General features: G+C 64.0%; 23 protein-coding genes, 1 tRNA gene and 2 pseudogenes. 12 read left to right on the top strand and 14 right to left on the bottom strand.

Features of this window, described 5'->3' with window-relative positions; genetic code table 11:
• A pseudogene (locus BH683_RS28615) lies at positions 1-340 on the top strand (HNH endonuclease); the annotation flags it as partial.
• 37 nt (positions 341-377) lie between these two features.
• Positions 378-2249, top strand: a complete 1872-nt coding sequence (locus tag BH683_RS07140; RefSeq protein ID WP_143695989.1) for a helix-turn-helix domain-containing protein — start codon at positions 378-380, stop codon at positions 2247-2249.
• An 81-nt stretch (positions 2250-2330) separates the two neighbouring features.
• On the opposite strand, the gene BH683_RS07135 is transcribed toward BH683_RS07140, so the two are convergent.
• Entirely contained in the window at positions 2331-3377 is a 1047-nt protein-coding gene (locus tag BH683_RS07135; RefSeq protein WP_084835585.1) for a zinc-dependent alcohol dehydrogenase family protein, read from the bottom strand.
• 266 nt (positions 3378-3643) lie between these two features.
• Between BH683_RS07135 and BH683_RS07130 the strand changes: the two genes are divergently transcribed.
• Complete coding sequence (locus BH683_RS07130; RefSeq protein WP_084835568.1) at positions 3644-3889, top strand: hypothetical protein; 246 nt, start codon at positions 3644-3646, stop codon at positions 3887-3889.
• Here BH683_RS07130 and BH683_RS07125 read toward each other — a convergent pair.
• The 5 genes from BH683_RS07125 to BH683_RS07105 all read right to left on the bottom strand — a co-directional run bounded on the left by BH683_RS07125 (position 3886) and on the right by BH683_RS07105 (position 7641).
• Positions 3886-4752 carry an alpha/beta hydrolase gene (locus BH683_RS07125; RefSeq protein WP_084835567.1) on the bottom strand — a complete coding sequence of 289 codons (867 nt, stop codon included), beginning with the start codon at positions 4750-4752 and terminating at the stop codon, positions 3886-3888. The two genes, BH683_RS07130 and BH683_RS07125, sit on opposite strands and share 4 nt — an antisense overlap.
• Positions 4753-4803: 51 nt before the next feature.
• On the bottom strand, positions 4804-5733 hold the full coding sequence (gene mscL, locus BH683_RS07120) for a large-conductance mechanosensitive channel protein MscL (protein WP_084835566.1): 930 nt from the start codon (positions 5731-5733) through the stop codon (positions 4804-4806).
• A gap of 99 nt (positions 5734-5832) precedes the next feature.
• Positions 5833-6504 (bottom strand): SAF domain-containing protein, encoded by a 672-nt coding sequence (locus tag BH683_RS07115; RefSeq protein WP_084835565.1) that lies wholly within the window; start codon positions 6502-6504, stop codon positions 5833-5835.
• 94 nt (positions 6505-6598) lie between these two features.
• On the bottom strand, positions 6599-6961 hold the full coding sequence (locus BH683_RS07110) for an FmdB family zinc ribbon protein (protein ID WP_084835564.1): 363 nt from the start codon (positions 6959-6961) through the stop codon (positions 6599-6601).
• Between the two features lie 80 nt (positions 6962-7041).
• The gene (locus tag BH683_RS07105) at positions 7042-7641 is read right to left on the bottom strand and encodes a 5-formyltetrahydrofolate cyclo-ligase (protein ID WP_084835584.1); all 600 of its coding nucleotides are present in this window, start codon (positions 7639-7641) and stop codon (positions 7042-7044) included.
• Between the two features lie 77 nt (positions 7642-7718).
• On the opposite strand from BH683_RS07105, the gene BH683_RS07100 reads away from it, so the two are divergent.
• The 3 genes from BH683_RS07100 (at position 7719) to BH683_RS07090 (ending at position 10777) form a co-directional block, all read left to right on the top strand.
• Positions 7719-8666 carry a UTP--glucose-1-phosphate uridylyltransferase gene (locus BH683_RS07100; protein WP_084835563.1) on the top strand — a complete coding sequence of 316 codons (948 nt, stop codon included), beginning with the start codon at positions 7719-7721 and terminating at the stop codon, positions 8664-8666.
• 182 nt (positions 8667-8848) lie between these two features.
• A complete protein-coding gene (glp, locus tag BH683_RS07095) occupies positions 8849-10114 on the top strand; it encodes a gephyrin-like molybdotransferase Glp (RefSeq protein ID WP_084835562.1) in 1266 nt (421 codons plus the stop codon).
• Between the two features lie 9 nt (positions 10115-10123).
• Positions 10124-10777: a GNAT family protein gene (locus BH683_RS07090; protein WP_084835561.1), complete on the top strand. Its 654-nt coding sequence runs from the start codon at positions 10124-10126 to the stop codon at positions 10775-10777.
• Between the two features lie 139 nt (positions 10778-10916).
• On the opposite strand, the gene BH683_RS07085 is transcribed toward BH683_RS07090, so the two are convergent.
• From BH683_RS07085 to BH683_RS07075, 3 genes are read right to left on the bottom strand one after another with little or no spacing between them, the layout of a single operon-like run.
• Positions 10917-11489: a dihydrofolate reductase family protein gene (locus BH683_RS07085; protein WP_084835560.1), complete on the bottom strand. Its 573-nt coding sequence runs from the start codon at positions 11487-11489 to the stop codon at positions 10917-10919.
• A gap of 45 nt (positions 11490-11534) precedes the next feature.
• The gene (locus tag BH683_RS07080) at positions 11535-12605 is read right to left on the bottom strand and encodes a serine hydrolase domain-containing protein (protein WP_084835559.1); all 1071 of its coding nucleotides are present in this window, start codon (positions 12603-12605) and stop codon (positions 11535-11537) included.
• 48 nt (positions 12606-12653) lie between these two features.
• Entirely contained in the window at positions 12654-13211 is a 558-nt protein-coding gene (locus BH683_RS07075; RefSeq protein WP_084835558.1) for a winged helix-turn-helix domain-containing protein, read from the bottom strand.
• A 208-nt stretch (positions 13212-13419) separates the two neighbouring features.
• Here BH683_RS07075 and glpR point away from each other — a divergent pair, with 208 nt between their 5' ends.
• The 4 genes and pseudogenes from glpR to BH683_RS07050 form a co-directional block, all read left to right on the top strand.
• Complete coding sequence (gene glpR, locus BH683_RS07070) at positions 13420-14574, top strand: gephyrin-like molybdotransferase receptor GlpR (RefSeq protein WP_084835557.1); 1155 nt, start codon at positions 13420-13422, stop codon at positions 14572-14574.
• A 46-nt stretch (positions 14575-14620) separates the two neighbouring features.
• Positions 14621-14693, top strand: a tRNA-Ala gene (locus tag BH683_RS07065).
• Positions 14694-14744: 51 nt separating this feature from the next.
• On the top strand, positions 14745-15050 hold the full coding sequence (locus tag BH683_RS07060) for a nucleotidyltransferase domain-containing protein (RefSeq protein ID WP_084835556.1): 306 nt from the start codon (positions 14745-14747) through the stop codon (positions 15048-15050).
• Positions 15051-15587: 537 nt separating this feature from the next.
• Positions 15588-15686 (top strand): annotated as a pseudogene (locus tag BH683_RS07050) (formylglycine-generating enzyme family protein); the annotation flags it as partial.
• 82 nt (positions 15687-15768) lie between these two features.
• Here BH683_RS07050 and BH683_RS07045 read toward each other — a convergent pair.
• Positions 15769-17076, bottom strand: coding sequence for a DUF2254 domain-containing protein (locus tag BH683_RS07045; RefSeq protein WP_084835553.1), 1308 nt, complete (start codon positions 17074-17076; stop codon positions 15769-15771).
• A 333-nt stretch (positions 17077-17409) separates the two neighbouring features.
• Between BH683_RS07045 and BH683_RS07040 the strand changes: the two genes are divergently transcribed.
• Positions 17410-18615: a cation:proton antiporter gene (locus BH683_RS07040; protein ID WP_084835552.1), complete on the top strand. Its 1206-nt coding sequence runs from the start codon at positions 17410-17412 to the stop codon at positions 18613-18615.
• Positions 18616-18664: 49 nt separating this feature from the next.
• Here the strand turns inward: BH683_RS07040 and BH683_RS07035 are convergent, their stop codons facing one another.
• The gene (locus tag BH683_RS07035) at positions 18665-19024 is read right to left on the bottom strand and encodes an Rv2640c family ArsR-like transcriptional regulator (protein ID WP_084835551.1); all 360 of its coding nucleotides are present in this window, start codon (positions 19022-19024) and stop codon (positions 18665-18667) included.
• Between the two features lie 96 nt (positions 19025-19120).
• Here BH683_RS07035 and BH683_RS07030 point away from each other — a divergent pair, with 96 nt between their 5' ends.
• Positions 19121-19612: an ArsI/CadI family heavy metal resistance metalloenzyme gene (locus BH683_RS07030; protein WP_084835583.1), complete on the top strand. Its 492-nt coding sequence runs from the start codon at positions 19121-19123 to the stop codon at positions 19610-19612.
• 50 nt (positions 19613-19662) lie between these two features.
• Here the strand turns inward: BH683_RS07030 and BH683_RS07025 are convergent, their stop codons facing one another.
• From BH683_RS07025 to BH683_RS07015, 3 genes are read right to left on the bottom strand one after another with little or no spacing between them, the layout of a single operon-like run.
• Positions 19663-20082 carry a low molecular weight phosphatase family protein gene (locus tag BH683_RS07025; RefSeq protein WP_084835550.1) on the bottom strand — a complete coding sequence of 140 codons (420 nt, stop codon included), beginning with the start codon at positions 20080-20082 and terminating at the stop codon, positions 19663-19665.
• Positions 20079-21164 (bottom strand): ACR3 family arsenite efflux transporter, encoded by a 1086-nt coding sequence (gene arsB / locus BH683_RS07020; protein WP_084835549.1) that lies wholly within the window; start codon positions 21162-21164, stop codon positions 20079-20081. The genes BH683_RS07025 and arsB overlap by 4 nt, the downstream gene beginning before the upstream one ends.
• The gene (locus BH683_RS07015) at positions 21161-21541 is read right to left on the bottom strand and encodes a metalloregulator ArsR/SmtB family transcription factor (RefSeq protein ID WP_084835548.1); all 381 of its coding nucleotides are present in this window, start codon (positions 21539-21541) and stop codon (positions 21161-21163) included. The genes arsB and BH683_RS07015 overlap by 4 nt, the downstream gene beginning before the upstream one ends.
• Between the last annotated feature and the right edge of the window lie 246 nt (positions 21542-21787).

Genomic DNA, 21787 nt, shown 5'->3' with positions numbered 1-21787 from the left:
GCTGACCGACATCACGCACCTGGCTCCGGCGTGCCCGCAGCATCACAAGCTGGTGGGGCCGGGGGAGCATCAGTGGCAGACGATCATGATCACCGACGGCCCCGACGCCGGGCGGTGTGCGTGGATACCACCAGCGTTCCTGGACCCCGAGCGAACACCGAGGGTCAACCGTGCCCACCATCCCGATGAAGCCTTGATCGAGGCCCGCCAAGCCATGCTCGCCCGCCGCAAAGCCCAAGTCGAACAACTCAACCGAGAACTCAGCGGGCCACCGCCGACCTCAGCGGACGGGTCGCCGCCAGGTACCTCGCCTCCGGACGGGGGTCCGGTCTCAAAATGAGACGGCCGGGGTGGACCACGCTGCATAGGCTGGCGTGGTGCACTCCGACGCCGCGATCACCGCTGCGCGGCTCAACGTTGTCGCAAACGGTGATCTCGGCCGATGGGCCGAGCAGGTGAGTCCGGACATCGCCAGCTCATGGCTCCGCTGTGTCAACAGAGGGCAACTCGCCAATTCGCTCGACAAACAGCTCGGCTTCGTCGGAGACGTCCCAGGAGACCCACTGACCCGTGTCGCGCGCGCCGTGGTGGCACAGTGGTCCGACACCGTGGGCCCGGTGCCGGCGACGATTCTCGTCCTCGACGCACATTCGGTGGTCCGCTGCCGCCACGACGGAACATCGGCAGTTGCGGCGGTCCTCGACACCTGGCCTGTGGCCGAGGGCTTTTCGATCACCGAACGTGAGTTCGGGACGTCCGCGGGAACCCTCGCCCTTGCCTTGGGCAGGCCGGCCTTGGTCTCGGGCCCGGAGCATTTTCATCCTGACCTTGTGGGCCTCCACGAGTGCGCTGCCCCGGTCACCGATGATTCGGGAGCGGCGATCGGCGCGGTCGTCCTGGTCTCCGAACAACCGGTCGCCGAGTATGCCGCCGCACTCACCAGGACGCTGGCGGCGCAAATCGGGGTCGACCTGATGGCCGGGCCTTCCACCGCGTTGACTGCGACCTCAGCGCAATTGGCCGCCCGGGTCCACGGAAGCGGCACATTCGCCATCGGTGCCGCAGGCGACCACACGATCTTCGACCCACGCGCGAGTGCTCTCGACGGCTCCGACAGTGCAGTACTGATCGAGTCCGTGCGTGCCGCACTGGTCGACTGCCGCTTCCAACCGGCCTCCCTCACATTGCCGTCGGGTTCACCGGTCGAGGTCGAGTTCGAGCCCGTCGAGGTGGCGGGTGACGTCGTCGGCTGCGTGCTGGTGGGAACCTGGACGAAAACGCCTGCCCCGCAGTATTCATCGGCCCTGGCCAGACAAGGTGCGCACGTGGCACCGGTCGGTCCACGGGACTACACCGCCGGGATGCCCCTGGTAGGAGCCGCAGGCGGCGAACTCGGTCGCTCGCGCAACAAGGCGCTCCTGACACCGATGACGTCCACGAGAAGCGAACTGGCCCTGAGTATCAGCGAGCGTTCCAACCGGCTATTGACCGGGGAGAAGGGCGTCGGCAAGCGCACATTGGCGGTCGCGGAGTTCAGAGCGCAGCACCCCGACGGTGTCATTCACCCCGTCGACTGCGCTGTGCTCGACATCGGTCGCGGAGACTCTCGATGGGGAGACACACAGCCGCTGGCCTCAGTGGTGCGATCACCCTCCACTGCACCACAGTTGCTGTTGCTCGGCTCGCTGAACTCGCTCGATGCCATGGGCGCACGGCAGGTCGACGCCGTACTGCGCACGCTGGCCACGCGTGAGTCATCCCCATTGGTGATCGGATGTGTCGACGCGACCACGGTCGACCGAACCCGGCCCTACGCGATGCTCAGCAGACATTTTCACGGTGTGACCCGCATGCCGTCTTTGCGGTATCGCCCCGACGACATCGCCGACCTCTCGCGGTCCATCCTCAAGAACATCTCACCGCGGCATTCGCTTCGACTGAGTCTGTCGGTCATCAGGGTGCTGGAGGGGTACTCGTGGCCTGGGAACATCGATGAGCTGGTCGACGTACTGGGCTACGTGGTGGCGCACAAGCCGTTCGGAGAGATCACCGTTCGCGATCTGCCCGCCACGTACTTTCGCAGCGCGCCGCGCAAACTCACGCCGCTCGAAGTAGCGCAATGCGAGACCATCATCCACGCGCTGTACGAGGTCAACGGCAACCGCTACAAAGCCGCTGCGCTACTCGGTATCGGCCGATCGTCGCTCTACCGCAAGATCGACTCGTTCGGCATCAGCTATATCGGCTGACCCGTCGGGCGCTCCCGAGCCCATACCGCAGATCGACCGGGAACAACATCGCTCCCGGTCGATTTGTCGTAAACCTCAGCGTCAGCTCGGGCTGATGACCACCTTCAACGCCTGGTTGTCGGCGGCGTGGGAGAACACGTCATACGCTTCGTCGATCTGATCGAACGTGAAGTGATGGGTGCCCATCTTCTCGGCAGGTAGTCGGCCCGAGGCCACCATCTTCAGCAGCGTCGGGATGGAGACGGTGTCCACCAGACCCATGGTCAGGGTGAGGTTCTGAATCCACATGTCCTGCATGGGTAATTCCACCGGGGTGCCGTGTACGCCGACGTTGGCGATCGTGCCACCCGGGCGAACCAACGACGCTGCCGTGAGCAAGGTCTCGGGGTAGCCGACCGCCTCGATCGCGACGTCGACGCCGAGTCCATCGGTCAGGGCCAAGACATCGGCCACGGTGTTGGGGCCCACCTCGACGACGTCCGTGGCACCGAACTCGTAGGCCTTCTCCAACCGGAACTTGTTCGAGTCGATCGCGATGGTTCGCGAGGCGCCCCACAGGCTTGTGGTCAAAATCGCCGACAGGCCGACCGCGCCCGATCCGACCACCGCCACCGTGCTTCCCGGGCGAACTCCACCGGCCAGGACTCCGACCTCGTATCCGGTGGGGAGTGAATCGGCGAGGAAGATGGCCTGATCGTTGGTGACACCGTCGGGCACCAGATAGAGCGAGGTGTCGGCGAAAGGAACTCGAACGAACTCGGCCTGCGTGCCATCGATCAGATGACCGAAGATCCAGCCGATCCCGCCGACGGTCTGACAGTGCGACGGCATCTGGGCCTGGCAGTAGTCGCACCTGCCACACTTGGTCACCGCCGGCACCAACACTCGGTCGCCGGGTTTGAAACCGGTGACCGCCGAACCGATTTCGGTGACGACACCGACGGCCTCATGACCCAGGATTCGTCCCTCGGTCACCGCCGGGACGTCGCCGGACAGGATGTGGAGGTCGGTTCCGCAGATGGTGGTGGTGTCGACGCGGACGATGACATCAGTGGGGTCTTGGAGCTGAGGATCGGGAACTTCTTCCCATTCCTTCTTTCCGGGTCCGTGGTAGACAAGTGCTTTCATGAATGCCAACTCCTCGATCGGTACACGCGGCGGGTGATGCACCCACGACGCTAGGTCGGTCGCGGTGTCATTCGTGCATATGTCCGGAATCGGGACGGACCTCTGGTGGTGCCCGGCGAGACCGTGAGGTTTGTGTCCCAGAAGTGGGAACGGCCAAGGCTCGGCGCAGGCCGGATCGTTCGCTATGTGAACGATCGACCAACAGGCGGCAAACAACGTATGAACTAACTGGAGCCTGCCACTAGTTTCTGGCTACGTTGGTCTACATGACAACACAGATCGATAAGCAGCAGCAAGAAGAGCAGCAGCATATCGCGATGATCGCTGATGTCCTGCGGACGAAACACGACAGCATTCCTGCCGACACGGTCAACCGGGCTGTCGACGAGGCCTACCGGCGATTCGACGGTCAGCCGATCCGTGACTTCGTACCGCTACTGGTGGAGCGGCGAGCGCAGGAAGAACTCGGCGGCATCCCGACCGCCGCACCTGCGTCGCTCGACGACAACTAGCCCATCACCGTCCGCAGCTTTGCGGCGAACTCGGCAGGCCGGCCGGTCTGCCCGAACTCGCCGCCGAGAAAGCCTGCGTGATGGCTCGGGAACACCACTGCCTCGGCGCCCAGCGCTGCGGCGACTGCATACGCAGCGCGCCCGGCCATCTCTCCGTCTGTGGGACCACCCGACTCTTCACCCACCGCGACAACCACTTTCGTTGACGCGGCGCGCAGTGCGTCCACGTCCGGCGTGAAAGCGGCGACTCCGCCCTGCATGTTCGTCATCATCGAGTCGGTGCGATCACCGTCGTCCTCGGTCGGCAAACCGAATGCAGCGGGGTCAGGTGCCGGCTGCGCCAGGTAGTCGGCCGGGATCTCTCCTCGTTGCATCACGAAATTGATGAACTTCGCCGTCGCCGGACCCTGACCAGAGCTCTGATAAGTCGCCACCATGTCGTCGCACGCGGCGCGCACCGCATCCCGATCGGGAAGCACTCCGCCGGCGGGTGGTTCGTGGGCGACGAGGAGACGTATGTCGTCCGGGTAGCGCGCGACGAGCGCAAGCGAATTGATCGCGCCGCCACTGGAGGCGAACACGTCGACCGCCTCGGCGCCGACCGCGCCGATAACGGCATGCAGATCATCTGCGTGCTGTTCCGGGCTGACTGGCGATGTGGGATCGTCGCGGACGCTGCGGCCGCTGTTGCGCGGGTCGTAGGTCACGATCGTGCGGTCGGGGAAGTATGTCGACAACGTCGCGAACCCGGTTGCATCCATCGGTGACGCTGCGAAGACGAGCGGAACGCCGCCCGGGGAGGAGCCGTCCCGGATGTCGTAGGTCAGGGTGGCGCCGGGAACTGAGATCGTGTGGGTTTTCATGGTGTTCTGACTCGCGCCGCGCGCAAAACTCGTCGGCGTAGGTCGAACGATTTACGGACTGCTGTGCCTGCCGCCGCCGTTGGACTCGTCGGGCCGTCCCGGCGGAGGTCCGTAGTTGGGCGGGGGACCGGTGAGTGGGTCGTAATTCGGGGGCGGTCCGGTCAGTGGGTCGGGGCGGTAACCGGGACCCTGTTCTGGCCCTCCGTACTGCGGCGGATTCGGCCGCTGCGGCGGAGCCGGGTTGTAGCCGGGAGGCGGACCCGATGGTTGTTGGTAACCGGGGGGCGGACCGCCGAGGGGGGACTGGCTCTGCGGTGCACCACCCTGGGGCGGTGGACCTTGGTTCGGCTGGCCGATCGGCCCCGAGCCGCCCGTGGGCGGTCCCTGTGGCGGATACGGATTGGCGCCACCGATCGGTCCCGAGGGCTGCGACGAGAACTGCTGGGTCCCCGCGGCGGATGCGCCGACGGTGCCACCTGGGATCGGGCCTGAGTAGAGCGGTCCGGACGGCGGGCCCTCGTCGCGTCGACGGTCGATCTCGGCCTGGTCCTTCTCGCTCTTCGCCGCGGCGATCTTGGCTTTTTCCTCGACCGGGTCCTTGCCCTGCAAGATGTCGCGAATCTCGGTGAGCAGCTCCGATTCCGACAAAGCGGTCGCGTCGTCGCCGTCTTTCGCCGCCAGCGCCTTCAACTTCTCGTACGGCATGACGATGACGAAGTAGACGATGGCCGCGATGATCAGGAAGTTGATGATGGCGGTGATCAACGCCCCGATGTTGACGAAGGTCTCGGGGTTGCCGGAGCGGATCGTGAAGCCGAGCCCCTCGGCCTGATCGGTGCCACCGATCGAATTGATCAGCGGCTCAATGATGTTCGTGGTGAATGCGGTGACGATCGCAGTGAATGCCGCACCGACCACAACCGCGGTCGCTAGATCGATGACGTTTCCTCGCATGAGGAAGTCCTTGAAACCCTTTAACATGAAGCGTCCCTTTCGACCTGGGAATACGTGCCTTTGCTCGACCACGGATTCGTCGATCCTAACCAGGCGGGGATCACATTGGTGGATCCAACATGCAAATCAATGAAAAACAACTGTGATGGGTGAGGCCAGCGTGGCACTCGCGACCGCATGCGCATCGCGCTCGGGCATCGCCAGTAGTGCCAGCCGGGATCCGTCGGCGCTGCGAACCTGGGTTGTTGCCGACACCAGCGCGACCACCGCGTTCTTCACCAAAACGGTTGCTGCTCGCGAGCTCTGATCGCCGCCGGTGTCGTCGATACTCAGTACGTCCACCACATCGCCTTCTCGCAGCAACTCCACGATGGCGGTATCGGACAATTTGACCGGCACCAGGCGTGCATCCGGCCGGCCCAGGAGGTCCATGGGCAGGCGACTCGAGAGCACCCGGCTGTCCGTGAAGATCTCGCCTGTTCGGACAGGCCCGGTGACTGTCGAATCGGTGAGGGCCGACGGGTCGGTGATCGCGCCGGCGGGGACCATGTCGGGATCGACCTCGCGGGTGGTGACGTCCGCCGAGGTCAATCGGCTGCCGGGCGTGACATCGTGGCCGGCCACGACCACCGTCGAGAGGTCGTTCTGCCGTCCGCCTGAGGCCGCCGCCGCCACTGCGAGCACCAGCAGTAGGCCCGCGGACAGTCTCCGTATCAACAGTGACCGTGTCCACCCCGGACGGAGGGCTCGGCGGATGCGGTCGAAGAAAGTCGGGGTCAGCGGGTTGCGGGCAGGCATGCGGAGAACGCTAGGGCCGGTGAGCGTCCGCCCATCGGCTCAGAGCACAAGAAACCGGGCGCCTGTGGACGGCGCCCGGAACTGTGGAGAACTGTCAGGAAGCTGCTTTGGCAGTCGACGGGCTGCTCGACGACGAGCTGCTGCTCGAGTCGCTCGACTTCGAAGTGCTCGCGGCCTTGTCCTTGCTACCCGAGTCCTTGCTGCCGGAATCCTTGCTGCCCGACTCCGACTTCGACGACGAATCGCTGGAGCTGCTTCCGGCCTCGCTGCTCGATGACGCCGAGCGGCTGTCGTTGCGGTAGAAGCCGCTGCCCTTGAAGACAATGCCGACGCTGTTGAAGAGTTTGCGCAGCTTACCGGCACACTGCGGGCATTCCGTCAGCGAATCATCAGTGAACGACTGCACGATGTCGAAGCGGTTGTCGCACTGTGTGCAGGCATACGAATAAGTTGGCACCGAGGACCTCCGGGGGTGTTAGCCGAGAACGTTGTGGATTCTACCGTCGAACTGGCACTCTACGTAAACGAGTGCCAGGGTCATGTTGTTCCCAGCCGGGTGAAGCCCCTTTTTGGGGTCAGCGCCCACCCCATCGGGACATCGAAGGGCCCTGCCGGCAGCTGGTCTACCAGCTCTTCGTCGTAGACGACCGCAACCAGCCGTTCCCGCGGGACACCGGCGACACTGCGGTCGTAGTACCCGGCGCCGCGCCCGAGACGGACTCCCTGTCGGTCGACGGCGAGCGCCGGCAGCAGGACGACGTCACTGCGCTCGACGGCCGACGGCGCCTGCGTCGGCCCGGTGGGTTCGAGAAGGCCGAACCGGCCGGTGCGAAGCGACGCGGGCCCGGAATACCGGGCCCACTCCAGCGGTGCAGGCGGACCGGGGACGACGACCGGCAGCAACACGTCCCATCCGCCGGCGATCAATGTGTCAAGGACGGCGGTCGAACCCGGTTCCGTGCCTACCGGCACATATGCGGCGATGAGAGACCCCGGCGACGCGCTAAAGTGATCGTGAAGATCAGTATTGGCGAGCGAGATCACAAGATGTTCGTCGGCATCGGCCTTCACCTGGGGAGACAGAACGTCTCTTCTGGCACGAAAACGTTGGCGCAACGTGTTCTTGGCGGTATCGATGGGTACATCTTCCTCGTAAGTGGCGTTGTGCCGATAGGTTATCCACACACGTCAAAACGCAACTGAGGGTGGGATAGATGACTGAAGCGCAGATCAGCCCGGCTGTTGAGGTCGAGTACGAATCGGTACCGGGCACGCCTCCCATTCCGCGCACGGCGATCGTTCCCGCTGCCGGCCTGGGTACGCGATTTCTGCCGGCCACCAAGACGGTTCCGAAGGAATTACTACCTGTCGTCGACACCCCCGGTATCGAACTCGTCGCCGAGGAGGCCAAATCGGCAGGCGCCGAGCGGCTGCTGATCATCACCTCGCCGGGCAAAGACGGTGTGGTTGCCCACTTCGTCGAGGACTTGGTTCTCGAGCACACGCTGGAGTCGCGTGGCAAGGACACCATGCTCGCCAAGGTTCGCAACGCGCCATCGTTGCTCGAGGTCGCTTCTGTCATCCAGGAGAAGCCCTTGGGACTGGGCCATGCGGTGGGGTGCGTGGAAGCAAAGCTCGATGACGACGAAGACGCCGTCGCCGTACTGCTTCCCGACGACCTGGTGATGCCGTCCGGGGTGCTCGAGGTGATGGCCCGGACCAGGGCGAAGCGCGGCGGCACCGTGCTGTGCGCCATCGAGGTCCCGAAGGACAAGATCAGTGCCTACGGTGTGTTCGACGTCGAGGAACTGCCCGACGCCAACAACCCGAATGTCATGAAGCTCAAAGGCATGGTCGAGAAGCCCAAAGCCGAAGATGCGCCGTCGAACTATGCCGCCGCCGGTCGCTACATTCTCGACCGTGCCATCTTCGACGCGCTGCGCCGGATCAAACCCGGCGCCGGTGGCGAACTACAGCTGACCGATGCGATCGCCCTGCTGATCGAAGAGGGACATCCGGTGCACGTGGTCGTCCACCACGGCACCCGTCACGACCTCGGTAACCCCGGTGGATACCTCAAGGCCTCGGTCGACATCGCGTTGGACCGCGAGGACTACGGCCCTGAATTGCGCGAGTGGCTCGTCGGGCGTCTGGGTCTGTAGCGCGAGCTCGGTGGTGGGCCGGGGCACTTCGGTGCAACGTGTGAGGACCCCAATGCCGCGAACTGCCGACGAGGTGCCACCGATGCGCTCGACAAAACCGCTAACGTCAGTCATCGAGGAAGCGCGGGTCGCCACAGGTGTGCTCCCGCGACCTGAGCAATGGTGATTGAAGGAGGCGATCAGTGCGTTCGGTGGAAGATCAGCTGAGCCGCGTGACCGCCGCAGCGGTGGCGCCGCGGCCGGTACGGGTGGCGATCTCCGAATCGCAAGGTTTGCTGTGTGCTGAAGACGTGACGGCCGAGCGGCCGCTGCCCGGATTCGATCAATCGGCGATAGACGGGTACGCGGTTCGCAGCGTGGACGTCGCAGAGGCGGGCACGATCGCCGACGAGGAGTCGGAGTCACCGGGTGACCAGGTGATCGTGGTGCTGCCGGTGGTCGGGGAGTTGAAGGCGGGGTCGCGTACCCCGACCCGGCTCCAGCCGCGCCAGGCCGTACGAGTGGAAACCGGTGCGCCTCTGCCGACGTTGGCCGACGCGGTGGTGCCCAAGCGGTGGACCGACGGCGGCCTGCCGAAGGTTCGGGTGGGGCATGCGGTGCACAGCGGGCAGTACGTCCGCCACGTCGGCGACGACGTCCAGCCCGGTGATGTGGCAGTACGCACCGGAACCATCATCGGGCCTGCCCAGGTGGGCTTGCTCGCCGCAGTCGGCAGGGAGCGGGTGCTGGTGCATCCGCGACCACGCTTGTCGGTCATCTCCATCGGCGGGGAGCTCGTCGACATCGACCGGACCGCCGGTGGCGGGCAGGTCTACGACGTCAACAGCTACGCCCTGGCTGCGGCCGCGCGCGATGCAGGCGCCGACGTCAACCGGGTCGGGATCGCCGACAGTGAACCGACTCAATTGCGCGAACTCGTTGAAGGGCAACTGATCCGGTCGGAGATCGTGGTCATCACCGGTCCGGTCGGTGGCGCGGCGTCGGAGACGATCCGAGAGGCGCTCGCGGAACTGGGGGATCTCGAGATCACTCGCATCGCGATGTATCCGGCGTCGGTGCAGGGCTTTGGACAGTTGGGGCGCGACGAGGTCCCGACGTTCCTACTGCCTGCCAACCCGGTCAGCGCCCTGGTGGCATTCGAGGTGATGGTGCGACCTCTGATCCGTATCGCGATGGGCAAGCGGCAGCCGATGCGCCGCATCGTGCGCGCCCGCACGGTGGGGCCGATCACGTCTGTCGAGGGCCGGCGCGGATACCTGCGTGGTCAGCTGATGCGCGACGAGCAGACCGGCGAGTATCTGGCCCAGGTGATCGGCGCTGCCGACGGCGGCTCCCACCTGCTGGCCGGCCTGGCCGAGGCGAACTGTCTGGTGATCATCGAACCCGAAGATGTCGAGTTGCGGGCCGGCGATGAGGTCGACGTGGCATTCCTGGCGCAGCGGGGGTGATACTGCACTGTGCGTGCCTGGAACAGGGGTGATGCCGGTCGGCGTGGCTGGCCCGCGAAACTGGGACCGATCACGGTCGCCGGCGGAACGCTCACCGTCCGGCCGGTACGGCTGCGCGATGCGCGCGCCTGGAGTCGGCTGCGGATAGAGAATCAGAACAACCTGCTTCCATGGGAACCCACCGGTGCTGGGATGTGGTCGGCGCGGCACAATCCGGCAGCCTGGCCGGGTCTGCATTCGGTACTGCGGGCCGAGGCCAAAGCAGGCAACATGCTGCCGATGGTCATCGAGCTCAACGGCGACTACTGCGGGCAGCTCACCGTCGGGAACATCCAGCGGGGCGCGTTGCGCAACGCGTGGATCGGGTACTGGGTAGACGTCGCGGTCACCGGTCGCGGCGTCGCAACAGGTGCGTTGGCGCTCGGTGTCGACCACTGTTTCGGCACTGTGGGCCTGCACCGGCTCGAAGCGACCGTGCAACCCGACAACGGGGCATCGCTGTCTGTGCTCCACAAAGTCGGGTTCCGCGACGAGGGGCTACTCAAGCGCTACATGGACGTCAACGGCGCCTGGCGGGATCACATCCTGCTGGCGCTGACCGTCGAAGAAATGACCGGTACCGCGGTCGACACCCTGGTGCGGGCCGGGCGCGCGTCGTATTAGTTTCTGCGTCTAGAGGTTTCGCTTGGGGCTGCTGCCGCTGAATCGCCCGCTGAAGTCGGAGGATGTGGCAGATCCTCCGGTTGTGGCGAGGTCCTCCGGTTGCAGTCGGAGGACTTGGACGGAGTCGGAGGAAGTGCGGTCACTTCCTGCTGTACGTCGACACGACGTTGCCGCCGCTGAACGTCTTGACGTCGGCGAGGTCGAACTGGGTCGGGCTGAAACCGCTGACAAACGCCGGCCGACCCGCGCCTGCCACCACCGGATAGGTCTTGATCACCAGCTCGTCGATCAGCGGTAGCAGTTGTCCGGCCAGTGCGCCGCCGCCCGCGAGATAGATGTCGAGGCCCGAGTTCTCGGCCTTCAGCTGTTCCACTGCAACGTCGGGTTCGTCGCGGATGACGGTGATCGCCGGATCGTCCGACCTGTGTGAGCGAGACACCACGTATTGGGTGAGGTGCGGATACGGGCTGGTGATGTCGGCGGCGAGCGCGGGATCGTAGGTGCGACGGCCCATCAGGATCGTGTCGAACTTGGTGAGAGGCGCATCCGCGATACCGAATTGAGCTCGCACGTGTGCAGGCAACGCGTCGCCGTATTCCGATCCCATCCATTGCAGGTAGTCATCGGACATGGGGAAGAAGTCGACTTCGTCGTCAGGGCCTGCGATGAACCCGTCGATCGAGATTCCGATGTAGTAGACGAGCTTTCGCATGTGATCACCCTTCTACGCAGCCGGTTGCCGCAACCCCTTCGATGGTCAGCGATCGGATGCCGTTTGTGCAAGGAGTTTTTCGCCCAGCGGCACCACCGAATCGCCGGTTGCTGTCAAAAGTACTGTGGCAACGCCATTGTGACGGTCGATACCGATGTACGACGCGAATCCGCTGGTCTGACCGTCGTGCCAGGTGATCTCTCGGCCATCGTCGGTGGTCGTGGTGATCCAGGCCCAGCCGATGCGGGATGCCCCGAAATCTGCTCGTGGAACCAGCGCATCCATGCCCGGAGCGGTGCCGGCCAGCAGTGCGCGCGCGTAGGTGGCCATGTCTGTGATGTCGGCGCGCACACCGGAAGCCGGCGCCATGGATTCGCCGACCCACGGTTCGACCGTGCGCCCCGCGGTGTCTTTCCCGCGCAGATCCCGCGGTCCCAGCTGGTCGGGGTCGATCAACACGTCGGAGCTGGACATTCCAAGCGGGGCCAGGATGCGTTCGCGGGCCAGGTCGTCGAACTCGGTGTGCGCGGCCCTGGCCAGAGCCGTTCCCAGTACCTCGTATCCGACATTGGAGTACGTCCCTGGAGGGGAGTCGAGCGGGTAGTCGCGCACCTGGGCCAACCGGTTCGCGGTGCTCTCGCGGTACGGGAACGAACCGGTCAGTTGTGCCAACTGATTACGCACGAATTGGTCGGCGGTCGGAGGTTGTACGGGAAGTCCCGAGCGATGCGTCGCAAGGTTCGACAGCGTCATGCGCTCGGCGGGGGAGCCACGCAGTACCGGAAGCAAACTTCCCGCGGTGGTGTCGGGCTGCACCTCACCCCGCGAAATGGCTTCTGCGAACAGCATCCCGGTGACGGTCTTGCTGATCGATCCGATCTCGAACCGGTCGTCCAGTTCGGCGCCTACCGCCGTCACACGCACGTTGTCGCCGTCGATGACGGCAGCGGCGACCACCGGATGATCTGGACCGGTGAGTTCGGCTATCTCCTTGGCGAGTGCGCTGTCGCCGCTCGCGTGCGGTGAGCTGGGGGCCGCAATCGCGGGACTGTCCCCGATGGCCAGCGCGCAGGTGGTCACGAGCGCGAGGGTGATCAGTCGAATCGATGGATGCATGGTTCTGATCCCTTCGGTTGGGTCGGTCGGGTCTGACCAGGTCGTGGGCTACAGGGCAGAAGCGAGCGCCAGCATCGCCGGGACGACGCGGTCAGGCGGAATCTGGACGGCCCCTCGACCGGCAGGTCGTAGCCAGCCTGCGGCGCTGAGGATGCGGACGTGGTGATACACCTGCCCGGTGGTGCCCATGGCTTTCAGAGCGGACAGATCCGCAACGCTGGTGGTGCCACCCAGGACCGCCAACAGCAGCTGGAGCCGGATGGGTGAGCCGAGCGCGGCGAGCCGGTCGGCGACGATCGCGGCGTGATCGTCATCCAGTTCGAGGATTTCCTCGGCGGTATGGCCGTACTGCCACTCCACCGGTCCTGAGGCGGTCGGTGCGATGCCGGAGTAGATGAGCCCGCCAGAGGCGCCACCGAGTTGCTCTCTCAGTCCCTCGAGAACCCAGAAGCGGTTGTGCGGAGGTTCTTTTCGGTCGTTCGACCCCGACTCACCGGCATCTGTCGAGGGCGTCTTCTGCTCCAGGGCGGTCAGCCGGGCTTCCACTTCGCGCAGGCGCTCTGCCAGCTCCGCAGGAGGCGGGTCGACTGGTTGCTTGCCGGGCATAGTTCGATAATTACGTAATATCGAAAATATCGCAAGGGTTTTCCGCGATCCACCCTGAAAGCTTGCTGATATTTGCCTCCGCGTCGGCGCGTCTCCGCTGGTTGGACCTGCGCTGGCCATAGCCTGGGTTCACCGTCTGTTACGCGTGTGACGAACGGCTACTCGGCTGACCGGTCGAGCTGAGATTGCCGACAGAAAGGAGCTGCCCATGCCGAACTCGTTGCTGTGGGTGTGTCTGGTGGCGATCTGGCTCTTTGTCTTGGTGCCGATGGTCGTGAAATCGCGTCCGACCGTGCGCAAGACGTCTGATACCGCCTTGTCGACCCGCGTGCTGCACCGCGGCGGACGGACCATGGCGAGGACCAAACGCCGCATCGCGTCCGGTCGTCATCCGCATGACGCCGACTGGGAACCGCCCGTCCGCGAGTACCGCAAAGCTGCGACAGCGACCGCGGTCAAAGACGCTGACGAGACCGACGATGTGTATGAGGAAGACACCAAGGACACCGTCGAGAAGACTCCTGTCGCGAAGGCTTCCGGATCCGAGGCGGCGCCGGTACTGAAAAAGGTTGCGGTGGAGTCGCCGACGCAGGACGACGAGAAATCCGACGCCGTCGAGTCCGTGGCTTCTGATGATGTTGACGAGGCCGAGACCGAGGCCGAGTCCCAGGACATCGAGTCTGATGTTTCCGAGGCCGAGTCGGACGGTGAAGACGCGGTCGACGAGGTCGATGACGACCACGACGTCGTCGACGAAGCGGACGACGACGAAGCGGACGACGACGCAGATGCCGAATACGACGAAGACGCCGAGTATGACGATGACTACGACGAGGACGCGGAATACGACGACGACCTCGACGGCGACTCGGTTGACGAGCCGGTAGCGGAAACCGAGTCCGAGCGTCGCGCGCGGCGCGGTGGATTCGATCCCGAGGCCGACCGCGAGCGCAGTGACAAGCGGTACCGCTTCCGTCAGCGTGTGATGGCGGTGTTCGCCCTGCTGTTGGTGGCAGCTCTCGGCGCCGGTGTGCTCCTGGGAACGGCCGGCTGGGTCCTCGCAGGTGTGGTCGCGGTTGCCATGTTCGGTTACCTCACCTTCCTACGGCGGGCGGTTCGGAACGAGCAGCGGATCCGCCAGCACCGCATGCGGCGTCTGGCCCGCGCGAAGCGGCAAGAAGAGGAGCGCCGCGAGCATCCCGAAGAGGATCCGCGTGCGGAGATCCCTCGCAGGCTGCGTCGCCCCGGCGCGATCGTGTTGGAGATCGACGACGAAGACCCCGTCTTCGACCATTTGCCCAGGTACGAGCGGGTTGAACGCGTCGAGCGGGAGCCCTCGTACCGTCGGGTGGTGGGGCAGTAGTCCCGGGCTGTTAATCTGTTCGAGTTGCTTCTCACGAAGCAACGAAGGGGCTATAGCGCAGTTGGTAGCGCGTCTCGTTCGCATCGAGAAGGTCAGGGGTTCGATTCCCCTTAGCTCCACACCCGTGTCTTTTTGTCGAGAGTCACTCGATGTCTGGAAGACTGATAAACATGGCCACCGCGATTCCGCTCGACGCCGATGCGATCGGCGCCGCGTGCGCGCAGTACGGTGTCAAGCGGTTGCGGGTTTTCGGTTCAGTCTTGACCGAGAGTTTTGACCCGCGCCGCAGCGACGTCGATTTCGTCGTGGAGTTCGAAGCTGACCGCGAGAACGTTTTTCATGACTACTTCGACCTCCAGTCTGCGCTCGAACAGATCGTCGGTCGCGATGTCGATCTCGTCATGGCCAACGCGGTGAAGAATCCCTACATCGCCAAGTCGATTTTCGACAGTGCTGAAGATGTCTACGCGGCCTGACAACAGTCAGGCTGCGTACATCTGGGATGCGCTGACCGCAGCACGGAATGTGGGGTTGTTCGTCGCCGACATCGCGGTCGAGCGGTACGTCGGTGACCTGCTTCTCGAGTCTGCCACCGAACGTCAGCTGGAAATCGTCGGGGAGGCCTTACGCAACCTGCGGCGCGTCGACAAAAGTTACCGCGGAGCGAATACCGCACGTGCACAAAATCATTGGAATGCGCAATATTCTTGTTCATGGTTATGCCCAGGTGGACAGTACGACCGTCTGGACAGCGGCGACGACGGACGTATCGACGCTGATACCCGTGCTCGAGCTTCTGCTCGCGGAGTGCGAACCGGGAGTTTGACGAGCGCTTACTCTCAGCATTCTGCGCTCGGCCGAAGGGTAGGATTCCGCAACGCAGTCTGAGAACGTTGGAGATACCCACATCACCGACGACGGAGATGCTGTTGACGAGAGCGACCACTGACCGACGTACGAACTGTGACCATGTCCATTCCTCAGTCTCTACCGAACGCCCTCCGGCAAAGAACATGGTGTGGATTCCCGGCAGAACGTTCTGGATGGGATCCGATGACTTCTATCCCGAGGAGCGGCCCGTCCCCGAGGTGGGGGTGGAAGGATTCTGGATGCCCGTCGTCCTGCCGCACAAAGCGCGGGGTCAGCGCCGCAGCCAGTGGACACGAGTTCGCGCGAATGTGATGCAGCAGAAACTCAGTCGAACAGCAGCGACCTGAGGTGAGCGGCCTCCCGCTCGACGAGCGTCAGATCATCGGGTTGGGCTGTCCTGCGTCGGGCGTCCTCGACGATCAGAGTCAACTGGCGGTCGACTGCTGTACGTCGGCCTGTCGCCGTACCGTCAAGACAGTGCGCGACCGCGGTGAGCGCCCGTACCAAAGCAACAGCGACTGCCGGCTCGCCGGCGCCGTAACGCCGTATCTGTCCGCATGCCAAATCGAGATACTCTCCGAAGTCTCGTGCCGGCACCGTGACGAATCCATCGGCGCCGAGACGGACGACCACAGGGCCCAAACTACGGGTGGCGAGATTCGCCAGGACCGTGGCGAGTTGGTCTATCACCTGTACGGCGGTGTAGGGGTCATTGATCGCAGGCGACAGCGCCTTGGCGGCGATGTCGACCAGTTGCCGGATGCCAAAGGCAACGTCTTGCTGCAGTGTTCGTTCGTGCCCGACCCGGACGCATCCGCTGACGACACCCGCGCTGCTGCCGATCGAGTTTTCCCGGTCGGCGTCGTTCCACACTCGGGCCAGCGGTGAACCGTGGACCACATGTGTTCCCACAGCGGTCAGGAATTGGATATGTGTGGCGGTGTGGCCGAGACTTCCGGCCGCATCCGGGTGGATGGTCTGTATGTATCCCGAATGCCGAGCGGTGATCGTGGCAGCCCATGGGGGCACGGCCGGCGCCACGTTGTCGATCTGCCCGACGGGGAGCTCGGAGTTGATGATGGTGGCGGTGTTACGGCTGATCCGTCGCATGATCTCGTCGATCTGCATCGAGTGCGAAATGTGATGGACCTCGTAGACCAGAGCGATGAGGCTCAGAAAGAGAAGGCCGATCGCACCGGACACCGCAGCTCTTGGAAACGCGTCAGTTCGACCTCCCTCCGAGACCCCGACGGTGTACAGCCCGGCAGCGGAATAGGTGAAGGTGGCGACGAAAACACTGAGCACGATCTGATTGGGTCTGTCTCGCAGAAAGTTCCGGACAATGCGCGGAGAGTACTGAGTCGATGAGAGCTGAAGGGCCACCACGGTCAAACCGAGGATGAGCGCGATGACCGTGATGATGGTGGCCGAGATGCCGATCAGCAGTGCTCGGGCGTCATCGCTCGTTCCCTGAAATACGATCCAGTCATAACGTGACGATTCCGGAACATCGACCTGTGAGAGCCCTGCCCCCGCCAGCAAAGCGAGTGCCATGGCGGTGACGGGCAGCACCCACATCACGCCGCCCACCGACTCGCGCCACGCCTCACCGCGCCGTCCGGTGACTTTCACCAGGGAACACCTGGGTGCGGATGCGCTCCGAACAGTGCTGCCATCGGCCCCTCGCCGTCGTCGGTTGCGTCCTGTTAAAGACTAGAAACCTGAATGCGCTCGGGCCTCATCCATCCTGGATGACTTGTTGCCGGCTCAGCTGTGAACCGATACCCCCGGCCTGCTTCACAGCTAGACTTCGCGCACCATCGGTGTGTGACAACACCCGAATGAGCCTCCGCAGAAAGAAATGCCGATGACGATGCTCTTGCGAACTCGCTGTCATTCCGCGCGGTCGTTGCGTGGGGTCACCAATTGTCCGGTCACACTTACGCGCACCGTGTGGGTACACCGATGAGTGTTGATGTCGCGCAGTCGCTGTTCTGGATCGTGCTGGCGGCGGCCTTCGCGCCCATCCTGGCATCCACGGTGCCGAAACGGCTGGTTCCGGAAGTTGTCGTTCTTCTCGTCGCGGGCATAGTCATCGGCCCGTTCGGATTCGGAATCGCAGAGTTCTCGCCGGGTATCGACATGTTGCAAGAACTCGGACTTGGTCTGCTGTTCTTGCTCGCCGGTTACGAGCTGGATCAGCGTGAACTCGTCGGCAGCGGTGGTCGTCGAGCGTTCATCACCTGGATATGTTGCCTGGCAATTGCTTTCGGTGCCACTTTCGGGCTGGCCCAAGTGATGACGATCAGAGCCGAGGTGGCGACGGCCATCGCTTTGACGTCCACGGCGATCGGGACGCTGTTGCCGATTCTCGCCGAGCGGGGCTTGATCGAGACTCGTCTGGGCAAGACCATTCTCAATCATGGCGCGGTGGGTGAACTGTGCCCGGTGCTGGCGATGGCGATATTGCTGGGAGTGAGAGACCCGGCGGGTTCGCTGCTCGTACTAGTTGTGTTTGGGCTCGCTGCGGTCGTCGTCGCGATGCTGCCGGGACGCATCGGCAAACCCGACTCTCGTCTGGCCGGAACCATTCGACGTGGCGCAGACACGACGTCCCAGACCCAGGTGCGGCTGACGGTGCTACTGCTCGTCGGCTTGGTGACTCTGGCAGCAACATTTCAGATCGACATCATCATCGGTGCGTTCGCCGCGGGATTCATCCTGCGCCGGACACTTCCTCGTGGTCATGAGGGTTTGGAGACGAAGTTGGCCGGGCTGGCGTTCGGTCTGCTCATTCCGGTCTTCTTCGTCACCTCCGGTATGAACATCGATGTCGAAAGCGTGCTGAACAGACCACTCCTGCTCGTGCTGGCAATCGTGATGCTGTTGCTGGTCCGCGGACTGCCTGTGTTCATTTCCACGCGTTTCGAAAAGGTCGACGGTGCCAGGGCATTCACTGTGCGGCAGCGCACGCAGATCGCGCTCTACTCCACCACGGGTCTGCCGTTGATAGTCGCGGTAACCACCGTCGCGGTCGACGCCGGACCGATGACACCGTCGAACGCATCGATCCTGGTCGCCGCCGGAGCAATCACCGTGCTCATCCTGCCGCTCACCGCAACCCTTCTCGGCCGCGGTGAGGTCGAGGAACCGCTGCCCGCCGAGCGTTGACGGCGTCAGGCCGACCGGCACGGATGTGCGCGGCGAGATTGCGACGTGGCTAACGGCAGCAGGCTGGGTCCAGAACTTGTCGCAACGCCTGCAGCGCGTCGGTGTGGGCGCTATAGAAGACGTTCATTCCGCGACGTTCCGGTCGAACCATGCCCGCCTTCTTGAGCTGCCCGAGGTGATGACTGACGGTGGGCTCGGACAGTCCGACAGCAGTGGCGAGATCGCAGGTGCAGACCTCGCCCGCGTCGTCGGTAAGCAAGATCGACATCAGCTTGATCCGAACCGGATCGGCCAGTGCCTTGAGCCGCAGTGCCACCTGCAGGGCCGCATCGTCATCCATCGGGGAGGCCGACACCGGTGCGCAGCAGATGGGTGCGGTCATATCGATCACCGGCAACGTCTTGGGCATACATGGATACTACCGACGGTATTGACATATGTCGAAGAGGTCGGCACCCTGAGTGGCGACGGTAGTTCGATGTATGTCTCACAGGTGGAGGTAGTCATGTCCCGTATGCAACTGGCGCTCAACGTCGACGATCTTGATCAGGCGATCGAGTTCTATTCGAAGTTGTTCAATGTGGCTCCGGCCAAACGCAAGCCGGGCTACGCGAACTTTGCCGTCGCCGAGCCCCCACTAAAACTGGTGCTGCTGGAGAACCCAGGCCGCGGTGGCACCATCAACCACCTCGGGGTGGAAGTGCAGTCCAGCGAGAAGGTGCATTCGGAGATCGCCCGGCTCAGCGACGAGGGTCTGTTCGCCGAGGAGGAGATCAACGCGACGTGTTGCTTTGCCACCCAGGACAAAGTGTGGGTGACCGGACCGGCAGGGGAGAAGTGGGAGGTCTATACCGTGCTCGCTGATTCCGACACGTTTGGCACGAGCCCTCGATTGTTGGGAGACAACGGTACCGAGTCCTCGGTGTGTTGTGGGTCCGCGGGCGGCACGGAAGCAGTTCAGACTGCACCGGGCACGACCTCGTCGGCCTGCTGCTGAAGTACCTGCCGGTGTCGGTGGGTCCTGGCGTCCTGGGGCCCGCCGACTACTCAGGGTGTGGTCAGCCGCGTGGTCAAGTCGTTGATTCGGGCGGCGATGTCGTCGCGTATCAGGCGCATGCGCTCGATGCCGTCTATACCCCGTTGCGACGGTTCATCGGTCTCCCAAACCTCGACGATGACGCCGTCAGGTGCAACTACTTTCGCAGAGGTGCCGAGTACGACGGTGATGTCGGCGGCGCGCATCAGGTCGTCGGTGAGCTGACGGGGTTCATGGTCGCTGATGTCCACGCCGATTTCGGCGAGCACCTCTGCCGAGATGTCGTTGACATGTTTGCCGATGGCGGCGTCGGTGCCGGCTGATGATGCGGTGATCGCCGATCCGGCGACCTTGTCTGACAATCCCTGAGCCATCACCGATTTGCCGCGGTTGCTCACGCAGACGAACAGTACGTGTGGTGTCTTGGTCATCGTGCCTCGGATCCAGTCAGGGAATGGGGTGTGAAGCGTTTACGCAGGGCTAGAGAGACGTACACCAACGCGACCAGAACCGGGACTTCGATCAAAGGCCCCACGACACCGGCGAGGGCTTGCCCGGAGGTGACGCCGTAGGTGGCGATCGCGACGGCGATCGCGAGTTCGAAGTTGTTGCCAGCCGCGGTGAATGCGAGGGTGGTGGTGCGCTCGTACCCGAGACCCATCACCGCGCCGAGGGCGTAGCCGCCGCCCCACATGACGGCGAAGTACACCAGCAGCGGCAGGGCAATGCGCACCACGTCCCAGGGTTTGGAGGTGATCTGATCTCCCTGGAGCGCGAACAGGATGACGATGGTGAACAGCAACCCGTACAGCGCCCACGGGCCGATATGGGGCAGGAACTTCTCCTCATACCAGGTGCGGCCCTTGGCTTTTTCGCCGTAGCGGCGGGTCAAGAACCCGGCCAGCAGCGGGATACCCAGGAAGATCAGCACGGACTTGGCGATCTGCCACGGGGAGGCGTCGATGGTGGTCTCTTCCAGGCCGAGCCAGCCCGGCAGGACCGAGAGGTAGAACCAGCCCAGGACGGCGAACATGACGACTTGGAAGACCGAGTTGATCGCCACCAGCACTGCTGCGGCTTCACGGTCACCGCAGGCCAGGTCGTTCCAGATGATGACCATCGCGATGCACCGGGCCAGGCCGACAATGATCAGTCCGGTGCGATACTCCGGAAGGTCGGGGAGCATGAGCCAGGCCAGGGCGAACATCAGGGCCGGCCCGAGAACCCAGTTCAGTGCCAGCGACCCGAGCAGTAGTTTGCGGTCTCCGGTGACAGTGTCGAGGCGGTCATAGCGAACCTTCGCAAGGACCGGGTACATCATGATCAGCAAACCGATCGCGATCGGCAACGAGATGCCGTCGATCTCAACCGCGCTCACCACGTCGTCCAGGCCCGGAATCATCCGGCCCAGCAGCAGTCCGGCGACCATGGCCACACCGATCCACACCGGCAGGTATCGGTCGAGGGTGGACAGTTTGCCGACAACGGCCGGCTGGTCAGTGGTGGTGCTCATGCCGACACCTCGTCCGAAGGGGCCTGCAAGGCGATGGCAGGTTCGCCGAGGACTGCGGAGAGTTGTTGCAGGGCAGCGGGAATCACCCAGTAGTAGACCCAGGTCCCGCGGCGCTCGCAGTCCAGCAGGCCCGCTGACCGCAGCACTTTGAGGTGGTGGGAGATGGTGGGCTGAGACAGATCGAAGGACTCGGAGATGTCGCAGACGCAGGCCTCGCCGCCTTCGTGGCTGGCGACCAAACTCAGCAACCGCAGACGCACCGGGTCGCCGAGGGCTTTGAACATGCGGGCCAGATCCCCGGCCCAGTCCTCGGTCAGTGGCTCGCGCACCAGGGGCGTGCAGCACGGAGCGTCAGGCTCCGCGTGTTGATTCGACATATGTCTATATTGACGTTTGCCTAATCAGCGGTCAAATGAACAGTGCTCGAACTCCAGGACGCTCCGCGCCCGCATAACGCCAGCGTTCGGCTTCCGGGGCCGTACGAAACGCCCGTGGATTGGGAACACTCTGATGAAATCGGTAAGGTCATGTCCGGTGTGCCGGGAAGTCTGGTCGGCCACGCGCTCACATCCGTCTCGGCGGTATCGAACGCGTGTCATGTGTTGCCGACCGACGATAAGGGA

Source organism: Williamsia sp. 1138 (assembly GCF_002095435.2).
Lineage (GTDB): Bacteria > Actinomycetota > Actinomycetes > Mycobacteriales > Mycobacteriaceae > Williamsia.
Note: the sequence above shows the minus strand (reverse complement) of the source record. Positions and strands in the feature narration are given on the sequence as shown.

Excerpts from the sequence above, each read along its gene's own strand:
- BH683_RS07135 (WP_084835585.1), bottom strand. The coding sequence starts at position 3,377 with ATGAAAGCACTTGTCTACCACGGACCCGGAAAGAAGGAATGGGAAGAA.
- BH683_RS07130 (WP_084835568.1), top strand. The coding sequence starts at position 3,644 with ATGACAACACAGATCGATAAGCAGCAGCAAGAAGAGCAGCAGCATATC.
- BH683_RS07125 (WP_084835567.1), bottom strand. The coding sequence starts at position 4,752 with ATGAAAACCCACACGATCTCAGTTCCCGGCGCCACCCTGACCTACGAC.
- mscL (WP_084835566.1), bottom strand. The coding sequence starts at position 5,733 with ATGTTAAAGGGTTTCAAGGACTTCCTCATGCGAGGAAACGTCATCGAT.
- BH683_RS07115 (WP_084835565.1), bottom strand. The coding sequence starts at position 6,504 with ATGCCTGCCCGCAACCCGCTGACCCCGACTTTCTTCGACCGCATCCGC.
- BH683_RS07100 (WP_084835563.1), top strand. The coding sequence starts at position 7,719 with ATGACTGAAGCGCAGATCAGCCCGGCTGTTGAGGTCGAGTACGAATCG.
- BH683_RS07085 (WP_084835560.1), bottom strand. The coding sequence starts at position 11,489 with ATGCGAAAGCTCGTCTACTACATCGGAATCTCGATCGACGGGTTCATC.
- BH683_RS07080 (WP_084835559.1), bottom strand. The coding sequence starts at position 12,605 with ATGCATCCATCGATTCGACTGATCACCCTCGCGCTCGTGACCACCTGC.
- BH683_RS07075 (WP_084835558.1), bottom strand. The coding sequence starts at position 13,211 with ATGCCCGGCAAGCAACCAGTCGACCCGCCTCCTGCGGAGCTGGCAGAG.
- glpR (WP_084835557.1), top strand. The coding sequence starts at position 13,420 with ATGCCGAACTCGTTGCTGTGGGTGTGTCTGGTGGCGATCTGGCTCTTT.
- BH683_RS07060 (WP_084835556.1), top strand. The coding sequence starts at position 14,745 with ATGGCCACCGCGATTCCGCTCGACGCCGATGCGATCGGCGCCGCGTGC.
- BH683_RS07040 (WP_084835552.1), top strand. The coding sequence starts at position 17,410 with ATGAGTGTTGATGTCGCGCAGTCGCTGTTCTGGATCGTGCTGGCGGCG.
- BH683_RS07035 (WP_084835551.1), bottom strand. The coding sequence starts at position 19,024 with ATGCCCAAGACGTTGCCGGTGATCGATATGACCGCACCCATCTGCTGC.
- BH683_RS07030 (WP_084835583.1), top strand. The coding sequence starts at position 19,121 with ATGTCCCGTATGCAACTGGCGCTCAACGTCGACGATCTTGATCAGGCG.
- BH683_RS07025 (WP_084835550.1), bottom strand. The coding sequence starts at position 20,082 with ATGACCAAGACACCACACGTACTGTTCGTCTGCGTGAGCAACCGCGGC.
- arsB (WP_084835549.1), bottom strand. The coding sequence starts at position 21,164 with ATGAGCACCACCACTGACCAGCCGGCCGTTGTCGGCAAACTGTCCACC.
- BH683_RS07015 (WP_084835548.1), bottom strand. The coding sequence starts at position 21,541 with ATGTCGAATCAACACGCGGAGCCTGACGCTCCGTGCTGCACGCCCCTG.